The sequence below is a fragment of the Thalassovita autumnalis genome (assembly GCF_001458255.1).
In the GTDB taxonomy this organism is placed as follows: Bacteria; Pseudomonadota; Alphaproteobacteria; order Rhodobacterales; family Rhodobacteraceae; genus Thalassobius; species Thalassobius autumnalis.
Genome location: NZ_CYSB01000024.1, coordinates 1 through 20692 on the forward strand (window position 1 = coordinate 1; position 20692 = coordinate 20692).

Here is a 20692-nt window from a genome sequence, read left to right on the forward strand (position 1 = left end):
ACAACGCCGAGGCTATCGCCACGGTCGCGGCCTCGATCCAAGAGTTTGGCTGGCGCCAACCCATCGTCGTGGACGAGGCAATGGTCGTGTTAGCCGGGCACACCCGTCTTGAAGCGGCCCGCAAGCTCGGTTTCAAAACCGCGCCGGTGCATGTCGCCAAGGGGCTGACGGCATCCCAGGCGCGGGCCTTCCGGATCATGGACAACCGCTCCAGCGAAAACGCGGAGTGGGACAAGGACCTGCTTAACCTTGAGATGGCTGACCTGCTGGAGGCGGAGTTCGACCTTGGCCTGACGGGCTTCACCGACGATGAACTCAACGCACTGATGTCCAGCCTTGAGGACGGCGCCGGTCCCCAAGAGGGTGAGGAAGATGTGCCGGAAACTCCCGAGGATCCGATCAGCCGCCCCGGCGATCTCTGGATCCTCGGCAACCACCGGCTGCTCTGCGGCGACAGCACCGTCGCCACGGATGTAGAGCGCGTCTTGAACGGGATAACACCCCTCCTTATGGCGACAGATCCTCCATACGGTGTTGAATATGACCCGAGCTGGCGCAACCAAGCGGGCGCCGCCAAGACTAAGCGCACCGGCAAGGTGCTGAATGATGACCGGGCCGACTGGCGCGAAGCCTGGGGGCTGTTTCCCGGCGACGTCGCCTACGTCTGGCATGGCGCCTTGCATGCAGCCACAGTCGCCGAAAGCCTCGAAGTCGCAGGCTTCAGCATCCGGTCGCAGATCATCTGGGCCAAAGAACGGTTGGTTCTGAGCCGTGGAGATTATCACTGGCAGCATGAACCGGCCTGGTACGCTGTCAAAAAGACCGGCAAAGGCCATTGGGCGGGGGATCGCAAGCAGACAACGCTCTGGCAGATTGCCAACAAGGATCAGGACGAAAAAACAGTCCACGGGACGCAGAAGCCGGTCGAGTGCATGCGACGGCCTATCCTAAACAACTCGAGCCCCGGGCAGGCGGTCTATGAACCCTTCATGGGATCAGGAACGACGCTGATCGCAGCCGAGACCACGGGCCGCGTTTGTCTCGGGATCGAGCTGAACCCGGCTTATATCGATGTAGCCGTCCAACGCTGGCAGAAATTCACGGGCAAAGAGGCAGTGCTTGAGGGTGGCGAGATGACCTTCGATGCCCTGAAACCTGAGCGCGCGGCTGCATGAACCAGTCCCGCCTCATGTCTCTGGTCGAGGCGATCACCAACGTGATCGTCGGCTATGGCGTCGCGGTTGTGACGCAGATCCTGATCTTTCCGATCTTTGGGCTGCAAACAACGTTGGGACAAAATCTTGCTATGGGCGGGATCTTCACGATCGTCAGCCTGTTGCGATCGTTCGCTCTGCGGCGGCTATTTAACCAGCTTGCTGCGCGTCGTGGAGTCGGCGATAGTTTGCCTTATGTCCAAAACGCAGTCGCAAGATACACCGCTTTTAGATGCCGCCAAGGCGGCCGCTAATGTAGAGGATACACGCTCTCCTGAGCGGCGTATGTTGCCCCATGATCTTGATGTGGCGCTCAAATATCTCTCCGATGGGGAGCTTTCAGCGCTTTCGCGTGCTGTGACGGCTGAGTTGGATCGCCGGAATTCTTTGATGGCAAAGCCTCTAATGGAGCCCGCACAGCCCAAGCGGAAGCCAGCTCAAAAAGTTGAGGGCTTAACGCAATCCCAGATCAACCTGATCCAAGCTTCTGTAAAGGCCGGGGTTAAGCCAGCTGTTTTGTCGCGCCAATTTGGGCTCAGCCAAGCGCAAATCCGCGCTGCTTTAAAGGCGGGCGGATAAAAAAGGGCCAGCACATGGCTGGCCCAGTTGTGAGGCACATGACGCCGAGCAGAGAGGCGTCATGGAGCGAGGGTTCATACAGGCGAATCCTCGTGAATAAGCTTTGATGTTTGGCTTTCCGGGGGCAAGGCGTGGGGTTGACGTCCGCGTCAAGAGTCACCGCAATGACACATGTTTTTCCTCTGGGTGTCATCGTGTTGAGGGGAGGGGGGAGCGCACTATGTCAAACGCCACCCAACCCATCAGCGTCATCTCGCGACTCCTCGATCTCTCGGAACGGCGGGTGCAGCAACTGAGCCGCGAGGGTGTGATCCCAAAGGCCGAGCGTGGGCAGTATGACCTGATCGGCTCTGTGCGCGGCTATGTCCGCTATCTGCGCGACCAGGCCGTCAAGGCGCAGGCCGGTGCGCCAGACTATGCCGCCGAACGTGCCCGGTTCATCCGAGCGCGGGCGAACCTCGCTGAAATGGAAGCCGAGGAAAAGCGCCACTCGCTGATCGCAGCGGACCAGATTGAGGCAGCCTGGATCGCCGTGCTTGCGCTTCTGAGAACCCGCCTGTTGGCGCTGCCGGATCGGCTGGCGCCACAGGCCTTTGACCAACCCACCGTCGGAGATACCCGGACCCTGATCCGCACTGCGATCCGCGAGGTGCTCGATGATCTCGCGCAGCCAGACATTGAACTTGAAGCCGACATTGATCTTGAAGGGGTCGCCAATCCTGAAACGGACAGTGGCGAAGGCACTGGCAGTTCTGAAGCCGCCGCCGGACCTGACGATCAGCGATTGGGCAGACCAGAACCGCCGTCTGAGCTCTGAGGCCAGCGCCGAGCCGGGCCAGTGGCGCACGAGCCGCGCGGAATACCAGCGTGGGATCATGGAAGCGGTCTCTGATGCCGCCACCGAAACCGTCGTGATCATGTCCAGTTCACAGGTGGGCAAGGCGCTGGCGCTCGATACGCCGCTAGCGACGCCTACCGGCTGGACCACGATGGCCGACGTACAGGTGGGCGACATCCTTTTTGACGAAACTGGCGCGCCGTGCCGCGTCACGGGCGCCACGGATGTGATGCTCAATCGGCGCTGCTACCGCGTGCGGTTTTCAGACGGCAGTTCGATCATCGCCGATGCCGATCACCTCTGGGCGGTTGACAGCGACACACCAGTGCGCGCGCAGGACGCGATGAGGGACCTGTTCCATGACGATCCACCGGGCGGTCCTGACGACGAAGGAGATTGCTGAAACCGCGCATTACTACGGCGCGAAAAAGCGGAACCGATATGCCATCCCTGTGGCCGGTGCGCTGCAGCTGCCCGAACAGGCCTTACCGATTCCACCCTATGCCCTTGGTGTCTGGCTTGGGGACGGCCACAGCTACGGCTCGCAGATCACCTGTCATCGTGATGATCTGGAAATCGCCGACCATCTGCACGCATGCGGCATGGAGGTTGAGGTGACGTCGAAGGACAGGCGGTTTCCGCACATCCTGACACTGAAGCCGACGTTGCCTTGGCCAGCGCATATCTGCCGCCGCGGGCATGACATGAATGTGCTGGGTCGCCACGGAAATGGAAAGTGCGCGGAATGTGGGCGGCAGTTCTCGATGCAATGGAAGCACGGTTCTGCGGTTGATCCTGTTCTAGAGGAGGGCAAGCCGTTCAGCCTGCGCTTGCGGGAGATGGGGCTGGCGAAGGATCGGAAGACGCCAGAAACCGGCAAACACATACCGCCCGCCTACCTGCGCGCGTCGATAGATCAGCGCATGGCCCTTCTGCAAGGGCTGATGGATACCGACGGCTACATCGCGGAATGCGGCCGCTGCGAGTTCATCACCATTCACCGACGCCTGGCGGATGGCTTTGGCGAATTGTTGGCCTCCTTGGGCATCAAGTTTACTGCCGTCGACAAACAGCCGACGGTGGTGGTTGACGGCGAACGACGTCTTGGAAACCCTGCGACGCGGTTCTCCTTCATGATCTATGACGACACGCAGGTGTTCCGACTGTCTAGGAAGCGGGCGCGCCAGGTCTCCCGTGAGGGACGGCGGACAACGGAAACCGAGCGGCGCCGTATTGTCGCTGTCGAGCCGGTTGAGAGCGTGCCTGTGCGCTGCATTCAGGTCGATAGCCCAAACCGGCTCTATCTGGCGGGGCGGACCATGATCCCGACGCATAATACGGAGATGGTCAACAACGCCGTCGGCTACCACATCGATCAGGACCCGGCACCGATCATGGTGGTGATGCCGACCGAGCGCGACGCGGAAACCTGGTCGAAGGACCGCTTCTCACCGATGGCGCGGGATACGCCGTGTTTGCAGGATAAGATCGCTAATCCGAAGTCGCGAGACGGCAACAACAAGATCCTGCACAAGCGGTTCCCGGGCGGGCATCTGACCATCGTGGGCGCAAATGCGCCCTCTGGCCTTGCGAGCCGGCCGATCCGCTTGCTGCTGTGCGATGAGGTCGATCGCTATCCGTTCAGCGCAGGGGCTGAGGGGGACCCGGTCAACCTCGCGAAAAAGCGGACAGTGACGTTTTGGAACCGCAAGATCGTGCTGGTGTCCACGCCGACGAACAAGGGCGCGAGCCGGATCGAGGCGGCATTCGAGGAGAGCGACCAGAGGCGGTTCTGGGTGCCATGCCCGGCCTGTGGCCACGACCAAATCCTGACCTGGGGACAGGTCAAATGGGACAAGGACGAGAATGGCGGCCATCGTCCAGAAACCGCGCGCTACCATTGCGCCGAGTGCGATGCCGCGTGGAAGGATGAGACCCGCTGGGCAGCCATCTCGAAGGGCCGCTGGATCGCAGACGCGCCATTCAATGGGACTGCAGGCTTCCATCTGAACGAGATCTATTCGCCCTGGGTGCGGCTTGAAGCCATGGCCAAGGCGTTTCTCTCGGCGCGCGCGGGCGGCGACGAGACCATGAAGACCTTCGTCAACACCTCGCTCGGCGAGACCTGGATGGAAAGTGGCGAGGCGCCGGACTGGCAGCGACTGCAGGGTCTGAAGGAAGATTGGCGCGCGGGCATGGTGCCGGCGGGCGGGTTGTTCCTGACCGCTGGGGTCGACGTGCAGAAAGACCGGATTGAGATCGATGTCTGGGCATGGGGCAGGGGCCTGCAAAGCTGGCTCATCGATCACATCGTGATTGAGGGTGGCCCGGGGGATCCGGCGTGCTGGCAGCAACTCTCTGATCTGCTTGGCCGGACATGGCAGCATGAGTGTGGTATCTCGATGACCCTCGCCAAACTGGCGATCGATACGGGCTATGAGACCAGCGCTGTCTATGCTTGGGCGCGGCAGGTGGGGTTTGGACAGGTGGCGCCGATCAAAGGCCTTGAGGGCTTTAATCGGGCAAGCCCAGTGACAGGGCCGACGTTTGTCGACGCGACGATCGCGGGCAAGCGTCTGCGAAGAGGGGCACGTCTGTGGACGATCGCGACCTCGACCTTCAAGGCCGAGACCTATCGCTTCCTGCGGCTCGATCCGCCGGAGGTCAGCAGCCCGGCGGCGGAGGAGAGGTTTCCTCCCGGCTTTCTCCATCTACCGGGCTGGGTCGACGCCGAATGGCTCAAGCAGTTGACGGCCGAGCAACTGGTCACGATCAAGAACAAGCGCGGCTTTGCGAAGCTCGAATGGCAGAAGCTGCGGGAACGCAACGAAGCCCTCGACTGTCGGGTTTATGCCCGAGCTGCGGCTTGGATTCTCGGGGCTGACCGCTGGTCTGATGCGCGGTGGGAGGAATTGGCCGAACAGTTCGCTGTCGCTGAGGCAAAGGGCAGGGCCGTTACCAAAGCACAGAATCCGACGCGCAAAGCAAAGGTCCGCTACGTCGCGCGGTCAACATACATGGGCTAAGAAAGAAATGGGTTTATTGGTGGCATCACTGCAGGCAGCATTTTTTGAACTTTTTGCCGCTATCACAGGGACAAGGGTCATTACGACCGACTTTATCTGCGGCGTTCACAAAAGCCTCGGTCCATGGCGAAACCCGCAATAGATTATCGGCTTTGCGCCGATTTTGTTCTGCGAGGTATTCTGCGGAATAACTGTGCCATTTCGAAAGTTCGTCGATCGCATCTGAGATCAGAGCTTTCTGGTAACGCTGGCCCACTAGCGTGCCATTGGCAGCTAGCGTGGCTTCGTAATCCTCAAGAAAATGCTCGACGTTGCAGTATTCTTTTGGGATCAAACCTTGGTCGAACACATCGCGTACAGGTTGCGACATGTTAGGGATGCCGAGAGCAGCAATGGCTTCCATCCAACCGGTGAGCACATCAGTCTGTGCCTTGGGGCAGCGTTGACGAAACGTCCGGAAGTAATCCTCAATGCCCGCGCGTTGTTCGGAGTGCTGTTGCGCAATCAAGACTAGGGCATCGAGGAGAGAACTTCTGGAAAAGTCATCAGCTTTATCGTCTTCGACTGCCTCAAAGATTGGCTGCAAGTCACCATCGAATGTGCCTGCGATGACGCGAAAGCTGGTCTCGGTCACTGCATCTCCGAGGAGGTGCTCGAGAGCGTGGGTGGGGCGTCGGAGCAGTTGTAGCAATGGCCGATAGGCGCTCGGTTCACGCCATTCACCAAGCAAGTGGAAGATGGGAATGAGCGCCATCACGTCATCAGCCTGCATATCGCGAATGCGTTGCCGCGTGAGACGGTCGATGAGATTGATGAAAACAGGCGCCATATCATCACGCTTGTCGCTGGCCTCGGCCATTGCGGCTTTGGGGAAAATGTCGTCGCGCGCAAGATCGCGCATGATCTCATCTGGGGTCATGGTGTCGGCTGAACTCTCAATTGTTGCGCCTATTGAAGCAATTTAATGAGGGAGGTCAATTCGGATGCCGACAATTACCGATCTTCGTCTACGCCGCGAGGTACTTTCAACGCAGCGCGCCTCTGGTGTGGCGCGAGTGAGCTACGACGGTAAGAAGGTCGACTATCGCTCTGTCGCCGAGATCGACCGGGCCATCGAAGCGCTGGATCGTGAGATTGCCTTGGCAGAGGGGCGGCGGATCGTGCGCCATGTCCGCGTGACAGCGACCAAAGGCCTCTGAGCGAAATGGCAATTTTTGACCTGTTCCGCCGCCCCAAGCCGGGCGACCCTGAAGCCATGCGCGCGCGGCTTGAAGGGGCGATGGCCAAGCGCCGGCTGCGCGGTTGGAACCCGCCGCTGGAAAACATCAACGCGTTGGTCGCCTCCGGCGGCCCCCGCCTCTTGGCCCGCTCGCGGGAACTGGTGGTGACCAATGGCTATGCGGCGAACGCCTGTGAAGCCTTCGCGGCCAATCTCGTCGGAGACGGCATCAAACCGTCTTCGTTGATTGGTGATGCCGATCTTCGTGATCAGGTGCAAAAGCTCTGGCTCGCCTGGACCGACGAGGCGGATGCCGATGGGCTGACCGACTTCTACGGCCTGCAAGCCATGATCGCGCGCGAGATGTTTGTCGCAGGCGAGTGCTTCGTGCGCTTGCGCCCGCGTCGCGCGGAGGACGGTCTGCTGGTTCCACTGCAATTGCAACTTCTCCAATCCGAGATGTTGCCCTTCGAGAAAACCGAGACGGACCCAAACGGGAACCGCATTCGCTGCGGGATCGAGTTTGACCTGATCGGACGCCGGGTGGCCTATCACTTTCGCAGGCGGCATCCCGGCGATAGCACGGACCAACGCGTGGCAGTACCCGAGACGGTCCGCGTGCCGGCCGAGGAGGTGCTGCACATCTACCGCCCCATTGATGCGGGGCAAATCCGGGGTCTGCCGCATGTGGCGCCTGCCATGGTGCGGCTGTTCCTTCTCGACCAATACGACGACGCAGAACTCGACCGGAAGAAAACCGCGGCGATGTTCGCAGGCTTCATCACCAAGACAGCGCCAGAAGACCCAATGATGGGGGAGGGGGAGGCGGACCTTGATGGCGCGGCGCTGGCAGCTGCCGTCGAACAAGATCTTGACGTCAAATCCGGATTTGATCTGGTGCGTTTCAATGCCGGAGTTTCGGCGCCACCTCAGGGAAGGAACCAATCCGATTCCGCTGAAGGCGTACAAAGAAATCGAGGAGGCGAAACGAAATGGGCACCTTTATTGATTCTGGGCCCAATATCCGATCGCGCTTAGCAGAACGGACGAATCAGTTTGGGATCCGTAACCAAAAGATATCTGCGAGTTCCATTCGGTCTACTCAGGACTCTCTTATTTCGACCAATCCTCCGTTTTCTAACTATAGGGCCGGACCACTCAAGTGGGGCGGATCACGATGTAGTGCGTGAATGTTTTCATCAGCCATGGCTGTGGTTTCCTTCCTTCTCAATTGCCGACAAATCGATCACGTCGGCACCACTCTCATCAAGGCAATGCGTCTCGATCTGAAGCGTGACGAAGAAGAACCCGTAGGTTTCGCGAAGCTGGGAATGCGCTTCTTCTAGTATGGTCTGTTGAGGGGCGCCTTCCGTGATACGCAAATGCGCTGAAAACACGTGCCGCCCGCTCGTCAGCGCCCAGGCATGGGCGTGATGGACGTCTTCGACTCCTGAGAGCGCTTCCAGCGCACGTGAAACCTCTGGCAAGCTGACATCGGGCGGTGCGCCCTCCATTAACAGATGCGCCGCTTCCCTGAGAATCCCCCAACTGGCCCAGATCAGGACAAACCCGAATCCCATGCCCAGAAGCGGGTCGATCAGCAAGAAACCGGTATAGCGGATCACCAGCGCGGTCACGATGATCAGAAGGCTGCCGACGAAGGTCTGGATGACATGCCAGAGCGCGCCCTTGGTGTTGAGATCGTCCTTGCTCTGCTTCCAGATCAGGCCTAGCGATATGAACTCAGTGATGAGCCCGCCGGCGGCTGCGATCAGCATTGGGCCTGTCGGAAGATCGATCGGTGAGGAGAGACGCATAGCGGCCATGGCGATGACGACGAGCGCCATGGCCAACAGAAACCCACCATTGACGAGCGCCCCGATGATCTCGGCGCGATACCAGCCGAAGCTGCGCTCCTCATCCGCGGGTCGCCGCGCCAGCTTTGCAGCCACGATAGCGACCAACACGCCTCCGACCGCCGAGAAAGTGTGAAAGGCGTCCGAGATCACGGCGATGGAACCGGTCCAGAGGCCTATCCCAAGCTCGATGACAAAATACACACCCGTCAGCCAAGCCGAAATCGCCAATCCGCGACCGCTGGTGGGCATGTGTCCCTGATGTCCGTTTGCCATGGGTTTTCCTCCTAAGCCACTATCAAAGCCGCACCCGCCGCAGCCGCAGCGCATTCGAGATGACCGAGACAGATGACAGGCTCATCGCCGCGGCGGCGATCATTGGGGACAACAAAAGGCCGAAAACCGGGTAGAGAATACCGGCCGCGACCGGGACGCCGGCGGCGTTGTACGCGAAGGCAAAAAACAGGTTCTGCTTGATGTTGCGCAACGTCGCCGTGGCGAGTTTGCGCGCCCGCACGATACCCACCAAGTCACCGCCGAGAAGGGTGATCCCGGCACTTTCGACGGCCACGTCAGCCCCGGTTCCCATGGCAATGCCGACATCGGCTGCCGCGAGGGCAGGGGCATCGTTCACCCCGTCGCCGGCCATGGCGATATGGGCCCCGTTGCTGCGCAGTTCCTCGACCAAGGCCTTCTTGTCCTCTGGCAAAACGCCGGCGCGCACCTCGTCGATGCCAAGTTTTCCAGCTACGGCCTCCGCGGTGCGCTGGTTGTCGCCTGTCGCCATGATGACGCGTAGACCCAGCGTGTGCAGGTCCCGGATGGCACCTGCGGTCGTCTCCTTGATCGGATCGGCGACGGCAACAATTCCGGAGAGCGCGTCGTCGACCGCGATATACATCGCCGTTTTCCCGTCGCTGCGCAGACCGTTGGCGGTCTCGTCAGTCGATGTCGTGTCGAGGCCCAGTTGCTGCATCATGGCCGGGTTCCCGAGCGCGACCTTGCGTCCATCCACGACGCCTTGGACACCCTTGCCAGTGACGGCCTCGAATTGCTCGGCCAGCGACAAAGCTATGCCACGCTCCTGTGCCCCTTCGACAATGGCTTCGGCCAGCGGGTGTTCTGACCCGCGTTCAAGTGCCGCGGCAAGCGCCAGGACCTCTTTTTCATCCCAGTCCGCAAAAGCTATTACATCGGTCAGCTTCGGTTTGCCGAGGGTCAGGGTGCCGGTCTTGTCAACGATTACGGTATCGACGCGCGCCATTCTCTCCAAGGCTTCGGCATCCTTGATGAGAACGCCGGCCTGCGCTCCGCGCCCGGCGGCGGTTGTAATCGAAATCGGCGTTGCCAGACCGAGGGCGCAAGGGCAGGCGATGATCAGAACCGACACCGAAGCGGCAATTGCAAAGACCAGCGCCGGGCTCGGGCCAAATGCCAACCAGAAAAGGAATGCGGCAATCGAAATGACCACAACAGTGGGCACGAAGATTGAGGAGACCTTGTCGGCGAGACCCTGAATCGGAGCGCGGGAGCGTCGCGCGCCGGCGACCATGTCCACGATCTGGGCCAGAACGGTGTCTGCGCCAACCTGGGTGGCGCGGATGGCGATGGTGCCGTTCTTGTTGATAGTGCCGCCGGTGACCCGGTCATGTTCGGTCTTTTCGACCGGCACTGGCTCGCCGGTGAGCATGCTTTCGTCGATCGACGTCCGGCCATCGACAACCGCGCCATCGACCGGAACGCTGTCACCAGGACGGACGCGGAGCAGATCGCCTTCGACGATGTTTTCAAGCGGTGCGTCATATTCCGTACCATCGGGCAGGATTCGGCGCGCCGTTTTGGGCGCCAGATCGAGAAGAGCGCGAATGGCATCGCCCGTTCGTTCCCGCGCCCGCAATTCCAGCACCTGGCCGACGAAGATCAGCGCCACGATGACCACGGCGGCTTCGAAATACGTACCCACGGATTCGCCTGCGCGGTACTCATCGGGAAAGAGGCCGGGGAGAAACGTTGCAAAGAGCGAGTAGATATAGGCCGCACCCACCCCGAGCGAGATCAGCGTCCACATGTTCGGCGACATGTTCCCGATCGACTCCCAGCCGCGCTGGAAGAAAGGCCGCGCTGCCCAGAAAATGATGGGCGTTGCCAGGAGAAACTCCACATAGGTTGCAACCTGGTGCCCGATCCAGTCTCGCACTGGCAGGTCGACCAGTTCGCCCATTGTCAGGATGACCAGGGGAACCGCTGCCGCAGCGCTGATCCACATGCGCCGGGTGAAATCGGTGAGTTCCTCGCTCGGCTCGTCCGAAGGCACCATCGGCTCCAGCGCCATGCCGCAGATCGGGCAGGCGCCAGGTTCGTCGCGGATAACTTCGGGGTGCATCGGGCAGGTCCATTGCGCGCCCGGCTGAACCTGTTGGCCCACTTTCTCAGCGTTGCCCGATGCAAAGAACCAGGGATCGGTCTCAAACTTGATCTGGCAACTATCCGAGCAAAAGAAGTACTCTAGATCGTTGAATTCCGCTCTTTTGGTCTCGGCGGAAATCTCGATCTCCATGCCGCAAACGGGATCAAGGACGGTGTCAGCGCCAGGTTGCCTTTTGTCCGAACCGTGTTCGTGCCCATGGTGGTGGTGATGGTTCATATGGTCGGCCATCGATTTCTCCTGTCTTTCCGAAAAGGTGGCGCCTCCAGTCACTGGAAGGTCAACGGGAGAACTGTAACAATTGGTATCGAGCGGCTTCCCAGAGCGCATTATTCTTTTAATTCAGTTGTTTATGATCAGGCCTGGTGGCGATCATCTGATCGGCTGCGTCTGAGTGCGATGATTAGAAGAGGCATTGCGGTGAGAAAACCAAGCCCGAGCGTCAGCCATTCCGCCGCACCAAAATCGCCGGACATGGCCTCGCTGCCAAAATGAGCCAGCACGAAACTGGCGGGAATGATCCCTGCGAATGTCGCAAGCATGAACCGCCAGAGATGAAGGCCACTCAGCCCCGCCGCGTAACTCATCGCATCGAAAGAAATGAATGGAAGCAACCGGCTTGAAAACACGATCACGGTGAGTGCGTTTTGCGAGCCGAGCAGCCCGTAGTCTGCCTTGCTCCCAAGCACCTTCACAACAGCGTCTCTTCCCAGATGGCGCGTGACCAAAAACGCGATCATCGCTCCCAGTTCGGAACCGATTGCGACATAGGCGGCGCCGGCGTAGTGACCGTAGGCTGCTCCAGCGGCCAATGCGATCGGGGCGCTCGGAATCGGGCTGGCGACCACTGCAACAATCATCAAGAGAATTATGAGAGCTGGGCCAATGACCCCGATGTCTGAGACAAAGTGCTCAACTGTTTCGCGATCAAAAGAGCTAAACTGCTCTGGAGACCAGGCGAGCAAGAGGAGACCCAGTGCAAAGAAGGTCAACACATACAGGATCGGTCGGATTCGTTGGTTCAACCTGTTTCCCTGGTTTTTGATTTTATCCTCTTAACTTTGTACTTCGCCGCCGTATCGCTTTTTTCAAAGGAGTGCGGCGGGCAAAACGGCCAAGGCTTCGTTCATCGACACAACCGGAAGACCTGCGGCTATCCAACCCGGGCCGAGACGGTTTCCGAGCATCCCTTCCGATACGTCGACAAATCCCGCATGACCGGCTTGCCGCAGAGCATTCATGACAGCGCCAGACCGTCCGCCAGTTGCGCAGATCAGGGCAACGGTTCGGCCTTCTGCCAATTGCCGCGTTGCGAACAGCCGTTCAGGGAACCGCTTTTCGTGCATGCTGACCAACCAGGCACCCTGGGCGACTCCGGTTTCCCGCCATTCTTCACGGGATCGGATATCCAAGAGCCTAACCTGATCCTCCAGCAAAGCCGCGTGCGCTTGCTTGGTTGACCAGACTTTGCGGCTTTGAGCCAGCACAGTTGTTGCGAATGACTGAGGGGAGATTGCGGCTGACATCGCAAGGAATGTTCGGCGATCAAATCTCATTGCGAATTGTCCTCTTAACAACGATCAAGCCTTTTCTACCGCCTCAATCAGCATTTCGCGTACCTCCCCGGCAATTGCGTGCAGGTCCCGGTTGTCCACGGCGGCCATTGACGCGACCGGATCGACAGCGCTAATTTCCGTTCCGCCTTCGAGGCTTCGCAGAATCACATTACAAGGCAGCATGGCCCCGATCCGAGCCTCGATACCCAGAGCCTGATTCGCCATGTTCGGGTTGCATGCGCCGAGAATGCGATACCCATCCATATCTACGCCGATCTTATTTTTCATCGTCTCCTTCACATCGATCTCGGTCAGGACACCAAATCCCCGCTCCTTCAGCGCCTCACGAATTCGCATATCTGCGTCATCAATGTGAACTCCAGACAATAGCCGGTCGTATGTGTAGCTCATTCTATACTCCAGATTAGAAGTTGCCCTGATCAAGCGAAAAGGGATAAAACGCTCGACCAGGGCGGGAAAACCGCGTTACCGCGGATCAGTTTTCCTCGGTGCTCGTGTCAGCTCCATCCATCATCGCGCCCGGCTTCATGTTCCCGCGCATCATGGTCATGCGCTCCATCTTGTCGGCCGGCGCCGTCATCTCACCAGCGGTCACCTTGCCGTCGCCATCCGCATCGAGATGCTGAAATCGGTCAACCATGGCTTCGCGGATCATGGAACTGTGCAGCATCTCGAACTCTTCGATCGAGAGAGTGCTGTCGCCGTTCGCATCAAAGCTCGAATGCATCGCTTGAAGTTGCCCGTGCGCTTCTTCCGATGTGACATTGCCGTCACCGTCTGCGTCGAACTTGGCCATCATCGGACCCATCATGCCCGACATGCCGCTGTTGCCCATCATGCCCATTTGACCCATGCCGGTACCGCCCATCATGCCAGCGTGCATGCGCATCATCATTTGCATCATGTTATGCCCGCCGCCATTCATCATGTTGTGCCCGCCGCCTTTCATCCCGGCACCCGGCCCGGCATTCGGTGCGTTGGCACCATGGCCGTGTCCAGTGTCGGCGAACGCAATACCGGCTGATGCTGTCGAAAGAACGATGGTTACTGCAAGAACGGAGATCTTTTTCATTGTTTCCTCACGTGTTTGGTTTCGATGTCTTTCAGTTCGGTATGAGAAATCGAATTTTGAATGGCCTGCACGGAGCGTTTTGTAATGGCCTGTCGCAAGACCCGTGAGTTGATACAATTGGTGACAAAATAGGCCCTGACCCTTCGAAACCGCACTGATTAAAAGGAAAAACATGTCCGAGGCACCGCATATCCTGGTGGTCGATGACCACAAAGAAATTCGAGAGAGCGTATCGCGCTTTCTCGAAAAGAACGGCATGCGCGCGACTGCTGCAAAAGACGCGCATGACATGGACGCCAAACTCGCCTTGGGACATTTCGATCTCATTGTGCTTGACGTCATGATGCCGGGAGAAAGTGGTCTCTCGGCTTGCCAACGGCTTTCTGCAGATCGCAGTTTGCCGATCATCTTGCTAACGGCTCTCGGTGAGGAGACGGACCGGATCGTCGGGCTTGAGATCGGAGCTGATGACTATGTGAGCAAGCCATTCAACCCCCGCGAATTACTCGCTCGCATCAAGGCTGTGCTTCGGCGATCCGAGCGACCGGAAATGCACGCCGGTGACTTCGCAGGTAAAAAAGTGCACTTCGCACATCTGACGCTTGATACCGACAGGCACGTCCTAATCGATGAAACTGGCTTAGAAACACCTCTGACCACTTCGGATTTCAAATTGTTGACGGTTCTTCTCGAACGGGCGCGCATGGTGCTCAGCCGAGAACAACTGCTGGACTTGACTGCGGGTCGAATGGCCGGGCCGCTTGATAGAACGATCGACAACCAGATTAGCCGGCTGCGCCGAAAAATCGAACCTGACATTCTCCGACCGAAGATCATCACCACGGTTAGAAATGGCGGGTATTGCCTTGCGGCGGATGCCGAGGTTCTCGAATGATGCGGTGGCCATTCAACACATTGCGCGTTCAGTTGGTCTTGTTGGTCGTGGCAGCGTTAGCCGCCGCGCAGATCATCAGTCTTTGGCTCTTTGTCGATGAGCGAAGCCTTGCGATCCGGGCAGCCTTCGGGTTCGAAGCGGCCGGAAGAGCCGCAAACGTCGCGCGGCTTATCGACGAAGCGCCGCCGGATTTACATGCCTCGATTTTGCGTGCAGCCAACTCCCCCTTAGTTCGCTTCGACATGTCGGACAAGCCGATCGTGACGCATACTGGTCACTCCGATGGCGGATTGGTCGAAGCCCGTGTCAGGGCTTTACTTGGTGATACCTACAGCCGCGACATCCGCGTCGAGTTGCATCAAATCGAAGGGCAGATTCTGCCGCTGCCGCATTTGTCGGAAGAAATGGCCGAAATGCACATGGCCATGATGCGGGGAGAGCTGTCGGCCGTTGAGATGAACCTTTCTATCGCCATTTCAGGCGGGCAGTGGCTGAATGTGGGCACGAGGTTCGAACGGCCACCGCTTCAATGGCCACTGTTTTCAACCCTGACATTCGCGCTTACTGCGGCGGTGCTCTTGATTGTCGTCTTTTGGTTTTTGCTGTCACGCCTAACAGGTCCGTTGCAACGACTGGTGAAGGCGGCTGATGCCCTTGGCAGAGGTGAAGACGTGGCTGATTTGCCGATGTCGGGGCCCAAAGAGGTGCGCGATCTCACAACAGCATTTAATCGAATGCAAGATCGCCTTACGCGCTATGTCGCTGATCGGACAAGGCTGCTTGCCGCCCTGGGGCATGATTTGCGTTCACCGCTGACGGCTCTGCGTGTTCGAGCTGAAATGGTGGAAGAAGCGGAAACGCGCGACAGTCTTGTGACCTCGATCGAAGAAATGCAGACCATGGTCGACGCAACGCTTACATTTGCACGCGGGCTGACCGGATCTGAAGAAGCAGTCGAGGTGGACGTCGGCGAGTTTCTGTCGACGCTTCGCATCGATATGGTCGAGCAATTCGAGCTCGAAACAGGTGCAAGCATACATGCGCTTGTTCGTCCGAGCGCTTTTCGGCGCGCTCTTCGCAATGTCATCGAGAATGCGGTTCGTTATGGGAAGAGTGCTCGCGTTAGCTACACGGTCCGAAAGAGTGATCTTCTGATTTTCGTCGATGACTCAGGGCCAGGCATCCGGGCAACCGAACTGGAGCGCGTTTTCGATCCGTTCTATCGGCTTGAAGAATCGCGATCTCTCGAAACAGGTGGGCATGGTCTCGGACTTGCCATCGCCCGCACGATCATCCGCGCGCATGGCGGCGATATTTCACTGGCAAACCTGGAAGAAAGCGGAGTGCGAGCCAGCATCGCTATCCCTCTCGCTGGCGATGCCATTCAAGGAGAAGAGGAATGAAGAAATGCGATTTTTCAATATGTTGTCCACATCTACGACGGCTCTCTTGCCATCCATCGTGCTCGCAGATCAGCGAAGTGACGGGCCGTGGGACTATGGTCACATGATGTGGGGTGGAGGGTATGGAATGTTTGGCGGTTTGATGATGCTGGTTTTCTGGGGACTGGTCATCTTTCTGATTGTGGTTGCAGTCCGCCGGTTCACCAATGGGAACAGCGCTCCCAAACAGCCGGACGCGCTGGATATTTTGAGGGACCGCTTCGCGAAAGGCGAAATCGACGAGGAGGAATTCCAGAAGCGCAAAAGCACCCTGGAAAGCTGAACCCCGACTCCACACCGTACTTTGAGCTTCAACCCCGCAACCGAACACATACGAATTGGAAGACACCATGACGCCCGAATTCGGCCATTTCGCACTGGCACTCGCATTGGCACTTGCGCTTGTCCAAAGCGTGCTTCCCATCCTCGGTGCGGCACGTGGCAACCTAAAGTGGATGCGCTCGGCGCGGGCATTGTCCGTGGCTCAACTATTGTTCGTTGGCTTGGCATTCGCGGCATTGATGCGCGCGTTTGTTGTCAGCGATTTTACGGTTTTGAATGTCGCCGAAAACTCACACTCCCTGAAGCCGATGCTTTACAAGGTTGCGGCGACCTGGGGCAGCCATGAGGGGTCACTCCTTCTTTGGGTTCTCATTCTGACGGCATTCGGCGCTGCAGTTTCCTTTTTCGGTTCAAACATCCCCGAGCCTCTCAAGGCTCGAACCTTGTCGGTGCAGGCCTGGATCAGCGTCGGATTCCTGTCCTTCATGCTGTTGACGTCAAACCCCTTCGAACGCCTGTTTCCACCGCCAATCGACGGCAATGACCTGAACCCGCTGCTTCAGGATGTCGGGTTGGCGATGCACCCACCGCTATTATACCTGGGCTATGTCGGGTTCTCGATCGTCTTTTCATTTGCTGTTGCGGCCTTACTTGAGGGGCGGATCGATACAGCTTGGGCGCGGTGGGTCCGACCGTGGACACTTGCCGCGTGGATGAGCCTGACCGCAGGTATCGCACTCGGGTCATGGTGGGCGTATTACGAGCTTGGCTGGGGTGGCTGGTGGTTCTGGGACCCAGTTGAGAACGTCAGCTTCATGCCATGGCTGCTTGGCACGGCGCTGCTGCATTCGGCCATCGTGACCGAGAAACGCGACGCATTCAAAAGCTGGACGATCCTTCTGGCGATCCTAACGTTTTCGCTGTCGCTGCTGGGTACCTTTGTCGTGCGGTCAGGGCTTTTGACGTCGGTGCATGCCTTTGCGGTCGATCCCGAACGCGGGCTCTACATTCTGATGCTTCTGGCGCTGTCAATCGGCGGTTCACTGGCGCTTTTTGCGTGGCGTGCACCGATGATGGAGGCCGGTGGGCTCTTCAAGCCGGTCAGCCGGGAAGCGGGGCTATTGGTAAACAACCTCATTCTGGCGGCGGCCACTGGAACCGTGCTGTTCGGAACGCTTTACCCGCTCTTTCTGGAAGCCGTGACGGGTGACAAAATTTCGGTTGGACCACCGTTTTTCAATGCATCTTTCATTCCGATGATGCTGCCTCTTGTCTTTGTGATGGGGCTTGGCCCGTATTTGTCATGGAAACGCGCCGATCTTGCTGGGGTCTTTCAGCGGCTTCGCTTCGTCGCCATCCTGTCGGTGCTGGGTGTCCTCGCCATTTGGTATATGACTATGGGCGGCCCGGTTCTTGCCTATCTTTCGATCCTTCTGGCGATCTGGTTGTTCCTTGCGACCTTACGGGAATGGGCGCTTAGAATTCGACTGTTCGATGTCCCCTTCAAAGAGGCACTGCGACGCGCGCGAAACCTGCCAAGGGCAACCCATGGTATGACTATGGCGCATGCGGGTCTTGCAGTTGCAATGTTCGGTTTTGTTGGATCGAGCGCCTGGAAATCTGAACAGGTCGTGTTTGTCGGGCCGGGCTCGAACATCTTCATTGCCGGTTTTGACGTTACGTTTGAAGGTGTTCAGCGCCTTAGCGGCCCGAATTACTTTGCAGACCGAGGCACGTTGGTCGTGCGTCGTGACGGTGAGATCGTGACGATGCTCTATCCCGAACGCCGAACGTTTCCGGTGGCACAAAGCTCGACGACGGAATCCGCGATCCGCTCGACCCTGGCAGGCGATCTATACGCTTCGATTGCACAGCCTGCTTCGGAAGATGCAGAAGAAAGCGGTGCCTGGACGCTTCGCATTCTTTATGAGCCCCTGGTGAACTTCATCTGGATCGGATCGTTCATGCTGGTTCTTGGTGGAGGGCTGTCCCTTTCGGACAGGAGGCTACGGGTTGGCGCGCCTCGGCGTAGAACCATTGACGCGACCACCTCGGTTCCGGCGGAGTAGAAGATGAAACGTATTCTTGCCTTCGCACCCCTTGTGATCGCTATGATCTTTGGAGGGTTCTTCCTTTGGGGTCTGAATCCAAACCGCGATCCAAACGCAATCCCTTCGGTTCTTATTGAACAGCCAGCGCCGGAGTTCGAGCTTGCAGCTGTTGAGGGTCTGCAAACACCGGGATTGTCGCGCGCCGATTTGACCGGGCACGATCGCCCGATCGTGCTCAACGTGTTTGCCTCATGGTGCGTTCCGTGCCGCGCCGAGCATACAGTGTTGACCAACCTGGTCGAACGCGATGGCATCCGGCTGTTCGGGATCAATTACAAGGATAAGCCCAAGGATGCGGTGCGCTGGCTTGCCAATCTTGGAAACCCGTACGAGCGGATCGGATCGGACCTGAACGGTAGGATCGGGATCGAGTGGGGGATTTCCGGTGTTCCGGAAAGTTTCATCATCGGAACGGATGGCACGGTTCTTTTCCGCTATGTCGGCCCGGTCGTGGGCGATGAGGCCATTGCAAAGTTCCGTGAAGCGCTCACTCAGGCTGGCGCGCTTGAGGAAAGGAACAGCTAATGCATCGGTTTGTCGTTCTGCTTGTTTTCATGATCCTTCTGCCGTTGTCAGCGCAAGCGGTGGAACCCGACGAAATGCTTGCTGACCCGGTGCTTGAGGAACGGGCGCGCGTTATCTCGAAGGATCTGCGCTGCGTTGTCTGCCAAAACCAGGACATCGACAGTTCCAACGCGGGCGTCGCGAGAGATCTGAGGCTACTGGTCCGGGAACGGTTGCTGGAGGGAGACAGCAACAATCAGGTGATGGCCTACATCCAGGCACGCTATGGCGACTATGTCCTGCTGAAGCCTCCATTCAAACCGTCGACCTACGCTTTGTGGGGCACACCGATCGCCTTGACGCTGATCGCTCTGCTCTTTGGTCTGAACATCGTTCTGCGAGGCAGGCGGAAAAGCGCGTTACCTGAATTAACAGAAGCCGAAGAGCGTCAGGTGGCGAAGTTTATCGACAATGAAAAATCAGGAGATCCATCATGATCTGGGCCGGTTTCGGGTTTATGACCCTGATAGCGGTGCTGTTCGCAGCCTGGCCGCTTTTAGCAAAGGGCAAGGGTGTTGTCGCCACCGAGGATGGAACCTCGGCGGTATTGGTGGACCAGCTCGACGAAGTCCAAAGAGACCATGAGCGCGGCGTGATTTCCGAGGGTGAAGCCGACGCCGCCAGGATGGAGATCAAGCGGCGAATCCTGGCGTTGTCGCGTAAAACCTCTGACGCAGGCCCGCAATCAGCTGGCGATGGAAACGCCGCCATGTATTTGGCCGCGTTGTTCGTTCCAATTCTGGCTATTGGATACTATTCGATTAACGGCACTCCTGTTTCATCAAGCCGTGCGTTGGAAGCACTTCAGGCCGAGCGCGAAGAAGAACAAAAAATCGCTGACTTGGCGCAGAAGCTTTTTGAACGCCTGACCAGTGAACCAAATGGCGGTCAATCGGACGGGTGGATGCTGCTTGGGCAGACCTATATGCGCATGGGGAAACACAGTGACGCCGTTCAGGCCTTTGACGTCATCACGCGTCGTGAAGGTGCCACATCTGAAACCTGGTCGCGGCTTGCCGAAGCATTGGTCATGGCAGAGGCTGGGATTGTCACGCCTCGGGCACAGTCGGCGATCGACCAAGCGTTCAGGTTGGACCCTGCCAATCCGGCAGCGGCCTTTTACATGGCGGTCTCATTGGAACAGGCCGGTAAAACGAAGGACGCACATGACCTGTTGATCAGCCGCCTGAATGAAGCGGAGGGTTTCGCGCCTTGGATGGAAACCTTTGTCGCCAAAGCGAACCGAATTGGAAGCGAGATTGGCCGCGCCCCGGTAAACTTGGCCAGCTTTGCTCCGATGGTAGCGGACCCGGGACCATCGGCGGACGATGTCGCGGCAGCTGGCGACATGACCGAAGAGGACAGGTCCGCCTTTATCCGGTCCATGGTTGAACGCTTGGCATCCCGTCTCGAAGACGAGCCGGACGACCTGGAAGGCTGGATGAGGCTGGCAAACGCCTACACCGTGCTTGGCGAGCGCGATAACGCAGTATCCGCATATGAGAAAGCGAGCGCCTTGTTGCAGAACGCACCGGAAACCGATCCGAGACGACAAAGGATCGAACGCGCGTTATCGGAATTGAAAGGATAGA

Annotated in this window: 22 protein-coding genes; 15 read left to right on the forward strand and 7 right to left on the reverse strand. The window is 58.5% G+C overall.

Features of this window, described 5'->3' with window-relative positions; all coding sequences use genetic code 11:
• The 6 genes from TL5118_RS05615 to TL5118_RS21595 form a co-directional block, all read left to right on the forward strand.
• A partial coding sequence (locus tag TL5118_RS05615; protein ID WP_058260770.1) for a DNA modification methylase occupies positions 1-1175 on the forward strand: 1175 nt, incomplete at its 5' end.
• Complete coding sequence (locus tag TL5118_RS05620) at positions 1172-1468, forward strand: DUF7220 family protein (RefSeq protein WP_370701665.1); 297 nt, start codon at positions 1172-1174, stop codon at positions 1466-1468. The genes TL5118_RS05615 and TL5118_RS05620, both read left to right, overlap by 4 nt.
• 31 nt (positions 1469-1499) lie before the next feature.
• The gene (locus TL5118_RS05625) at positions 1500-1793 is read left to right on the forward strand and encodes a hypothetical protein (protein ID WP_058243021.1); all 294 of its coding nucleotides are present in this window, start codon (positions 1500-1502) and stop codon (positions 1791-1793) included.
• A gap of 220 nt (positions 1794-2013) precedes the next feature.
• Positions 2014-2610, forward strand: a complete 597-nt coding sequence (locus tag TL5118_RS21585) for a hypothetical protein (protein WP_058243020.1) — start codon at positions 2014-2016, stop codon at positions 2608-2610.
• A complete protein-coding gene (locus tag TL5118_RS21745; protein WP_306345408.1) occupies positions 2525-3034 on the forward strand; it encodes a phage terminase large subunit family protein in 510 nt (169 codons plus the stop codon). The genes TL5118_RS21585 and TL5118_RS21745 overlap by 86 nt, the downstream gene beginning before the upstream one ends.
• Positions 2991-5657: a phage terminase large subunit family protein gene (locus tag TL5118_RS21595; protein ID WP_242601734.1), complete on the forward strand. Its 2667-nt coding sequence runs from the start codon at positions 2991-2993 to the stop codon at positions 5655-5657. The genes TL5118_RS21745 and TL5118_RS21595 overlap by 44 nt, the downstream gene beginning before the upstream one ends.
• Positions 5658-5682: 25 nt before the next feature.
• Here the strand turns inward: TL5118_RS21595 and TL5118_RS05645 are convergent, their stop codons facing one another.
• Entirely contained in the window at positions 5683-6558 is an 876-nt protein-coding gene (locus tag TL5118_RS05645; protein WP_058243018.1) for a DUF1186 domain-containing protein, read from the reverse strand.
• Between the two features lie 82 nt (positions 6559-6640).
• Between TL5118_RS05645 and TL5118_RS05650 the strand changes: the two genes are divergently transcribed.
• Positions 6641-6856, forward strand: a complete 216-nt coding sequence (locus TL5118_RS05650; RefSeq protein WP_058243017.1) for a phage head-tail joining protein — start codon at positions 6641-6643, stop codon at positions 6854-6856.
• Positions 6857-6861: 5 nt separating this feature from the next.
• Positions 6862-7914, forward strand: coding sequence for a phage portal protein (locus TL5118_RS05655; RefSeq protein ID WP_306345407.1), 1053 nt, complete (start codon positions 6862-6864; stop codon positions 7912-7914).
• 161 nt (positions 7915-8075) lie between these two features.
• On the opposite strand, the gene TL5118_RS05660 is transcribed toward TL5118_RS05655, so the two are convergent.
• The 6 genes from TL5118_RS05660 to TL5118_RS05685 all read right to left on the reverse strand — a co-directional run bounded on the left by TL5118_RS05660 (position 8076) and on the right by TL5118_RS05685 (position 13806).
• On the reverse strand, positions 8076-9008 hold the full coding sequence (locus TL5118_RS05660) for a cation diffusion facilitator family transporter (RefSeq protein WP_058243016.1): 933 nt from the start codon (positions 9006-9008) through the stop codon (positions 8076-8078).
• A 22-nt stretch (positions 9009-9030) separates the two neighbouring features.
• The gene (locus TL5118_RS05665; protein ID WP_058243015.1) at positions 9031-11388 is read right to left on the reverse strand and encodes a heavy metal translocating P-type ATPase; all 2358 of its coding nucleotides are present in this window, start codon (positions 11386-11388) and stop codon (positions 9031-9033) included.
• Positions 11389-11513: 125 nt separating this feature from the next.
• The gene (locus TL5118_RS05670; protein ID WP_082626224.1) at positions 11514-12182 is read right to left on the reverse strand and encodes a TVP38/TMEM64 family protein; all 669 of its coding nucleotides are present in this window, start codon (positions 12180-12182) and stop codon (positions 11514-11516) included.
• 63 nt (positions 12183-12245) lie between these two features.
• Positions 12246-12713 (reverse strand): rhodanese-like domain-containing protein, encoded by a 468-nt coding sequence (locus TL5118_RS05675; protein WP_058243014.1) that lies wholly within the window; start codon positions 12711-12713, stop codon positions 12246-12248.
• A gap of 24 nt (positions 12714-12737) precedes the next feature.
• Entirely contained in the window at positions 12738-13124 is a 387-nt protein-coding gene (locus TL5118_RS05680) for a DUF302 domain-containing protein (RefSeq protein WP_058243013.1), read from the reverse strand.
• Positions 13125-13209: 85 nt separating this feature from the next.
• Positions 13210-13806: an EF-hand domain-containing protein gene (locus tag TL5118_RS05685; protein ID WP_058243012.1), complete on the reverse strand. Its 597-nt coding sequence runs from the start codon at positions 13804-13806 to the stop codon at positions 13210-13212.
• Between the two features lie 172 nt (positions 13807-13978).
• Between TL5118_RS05685 and TL5118_RS05690 the strand changes: the two genes are divergently transcribed.
• The 7 genes from TL5118_RS05690 to ccmI all read left to right on the forward strand — a co-directional run bounded on the left by TL5118_RS05690 (position 13979) and on the right by ccmI (position 20691).
• Positions 13979-14701 carry a response regulator gene (locus TL5118_RS05690; RefSeq protein ID WP_058243011.1) on the forward strand — a complete coding sequence of 241 codons (723 nt, stop codon included), beginning with the start codon at positions 13979-13981 and terminating at the stop codon, positions 14699-14701.
• Entirely contained in the window at positions 14701-16104 is a 1404-nt protein-coding gene (locus tag TL5118_RS05695) for an ATP-binding protein (protein WP_058243024.1), read from the forward strand. Before TL5118_RS05690 ends, TL5118_RS05695 begins: the two co-directional genes overlap by 1 nt.
• Positions 16105-16231: 127 nt before the next feature.
• Complete coding sequence (locus tag TL5118_RS21600; RefSeq protein WP_058243010.1) at positions 16232-16426, forward strand: SHOCT domain-containing protein; 195 nt, start codon at positions 16232-16234, stop codon at positions 16424-16426.
• A gap of 67 nt (positions 16427-16493) precedes the next feature.
• Positions 16494-18494: a heme lyase CcmF/NrfE family subunit gene (locus tag TL5118_RS05705; RefSeq protein WP_058243009.1), complete on the forward strand. Its 2001-nt coding sequence runs from the start codon at positions 16494-16496 to the stop codon at positions 18492-18494.
• 3 nt (positions 18495-18497) lie between these two features.
• Entirely contained in the window at positions 18498-19061 is a 564-nt protein-coding gene (locus tag TL5118_RS05710; RefSeq protein ID WP_058243008.1) for a DsbE family thiol:disulfide interchange protein, read from the forward strand.
• Entirely contained in the window at positions 19061-19537 is a 477-nt protein-coding gene (locus TL5118_RS05715) for a cytochrome c-type biogenesis protein (protein ID WP_058243007.1), read from the forward strand. Before TL5118_RS05710 ends, TL5118_RS05715 begins: the two co-directional genes overlap by 1 nt.
• On the forward strand, positions 19534-20691 hold the full coding sequence (gene ccmI, locus TL5118_RS05720; RefSeq protein WP_058243006.1) for a c-type cytochrome biogenesis protein CcmI: 1158 nt from the start codon (positions 19534-19536) through the stop codon (positions 20689-20691). The genes TL5118_RS05715 and ccmI overlap by 4 nt, the downstream gene beginning before the upstream one ends.
• Position 20692: the final 1 nt, after the last annotated feature.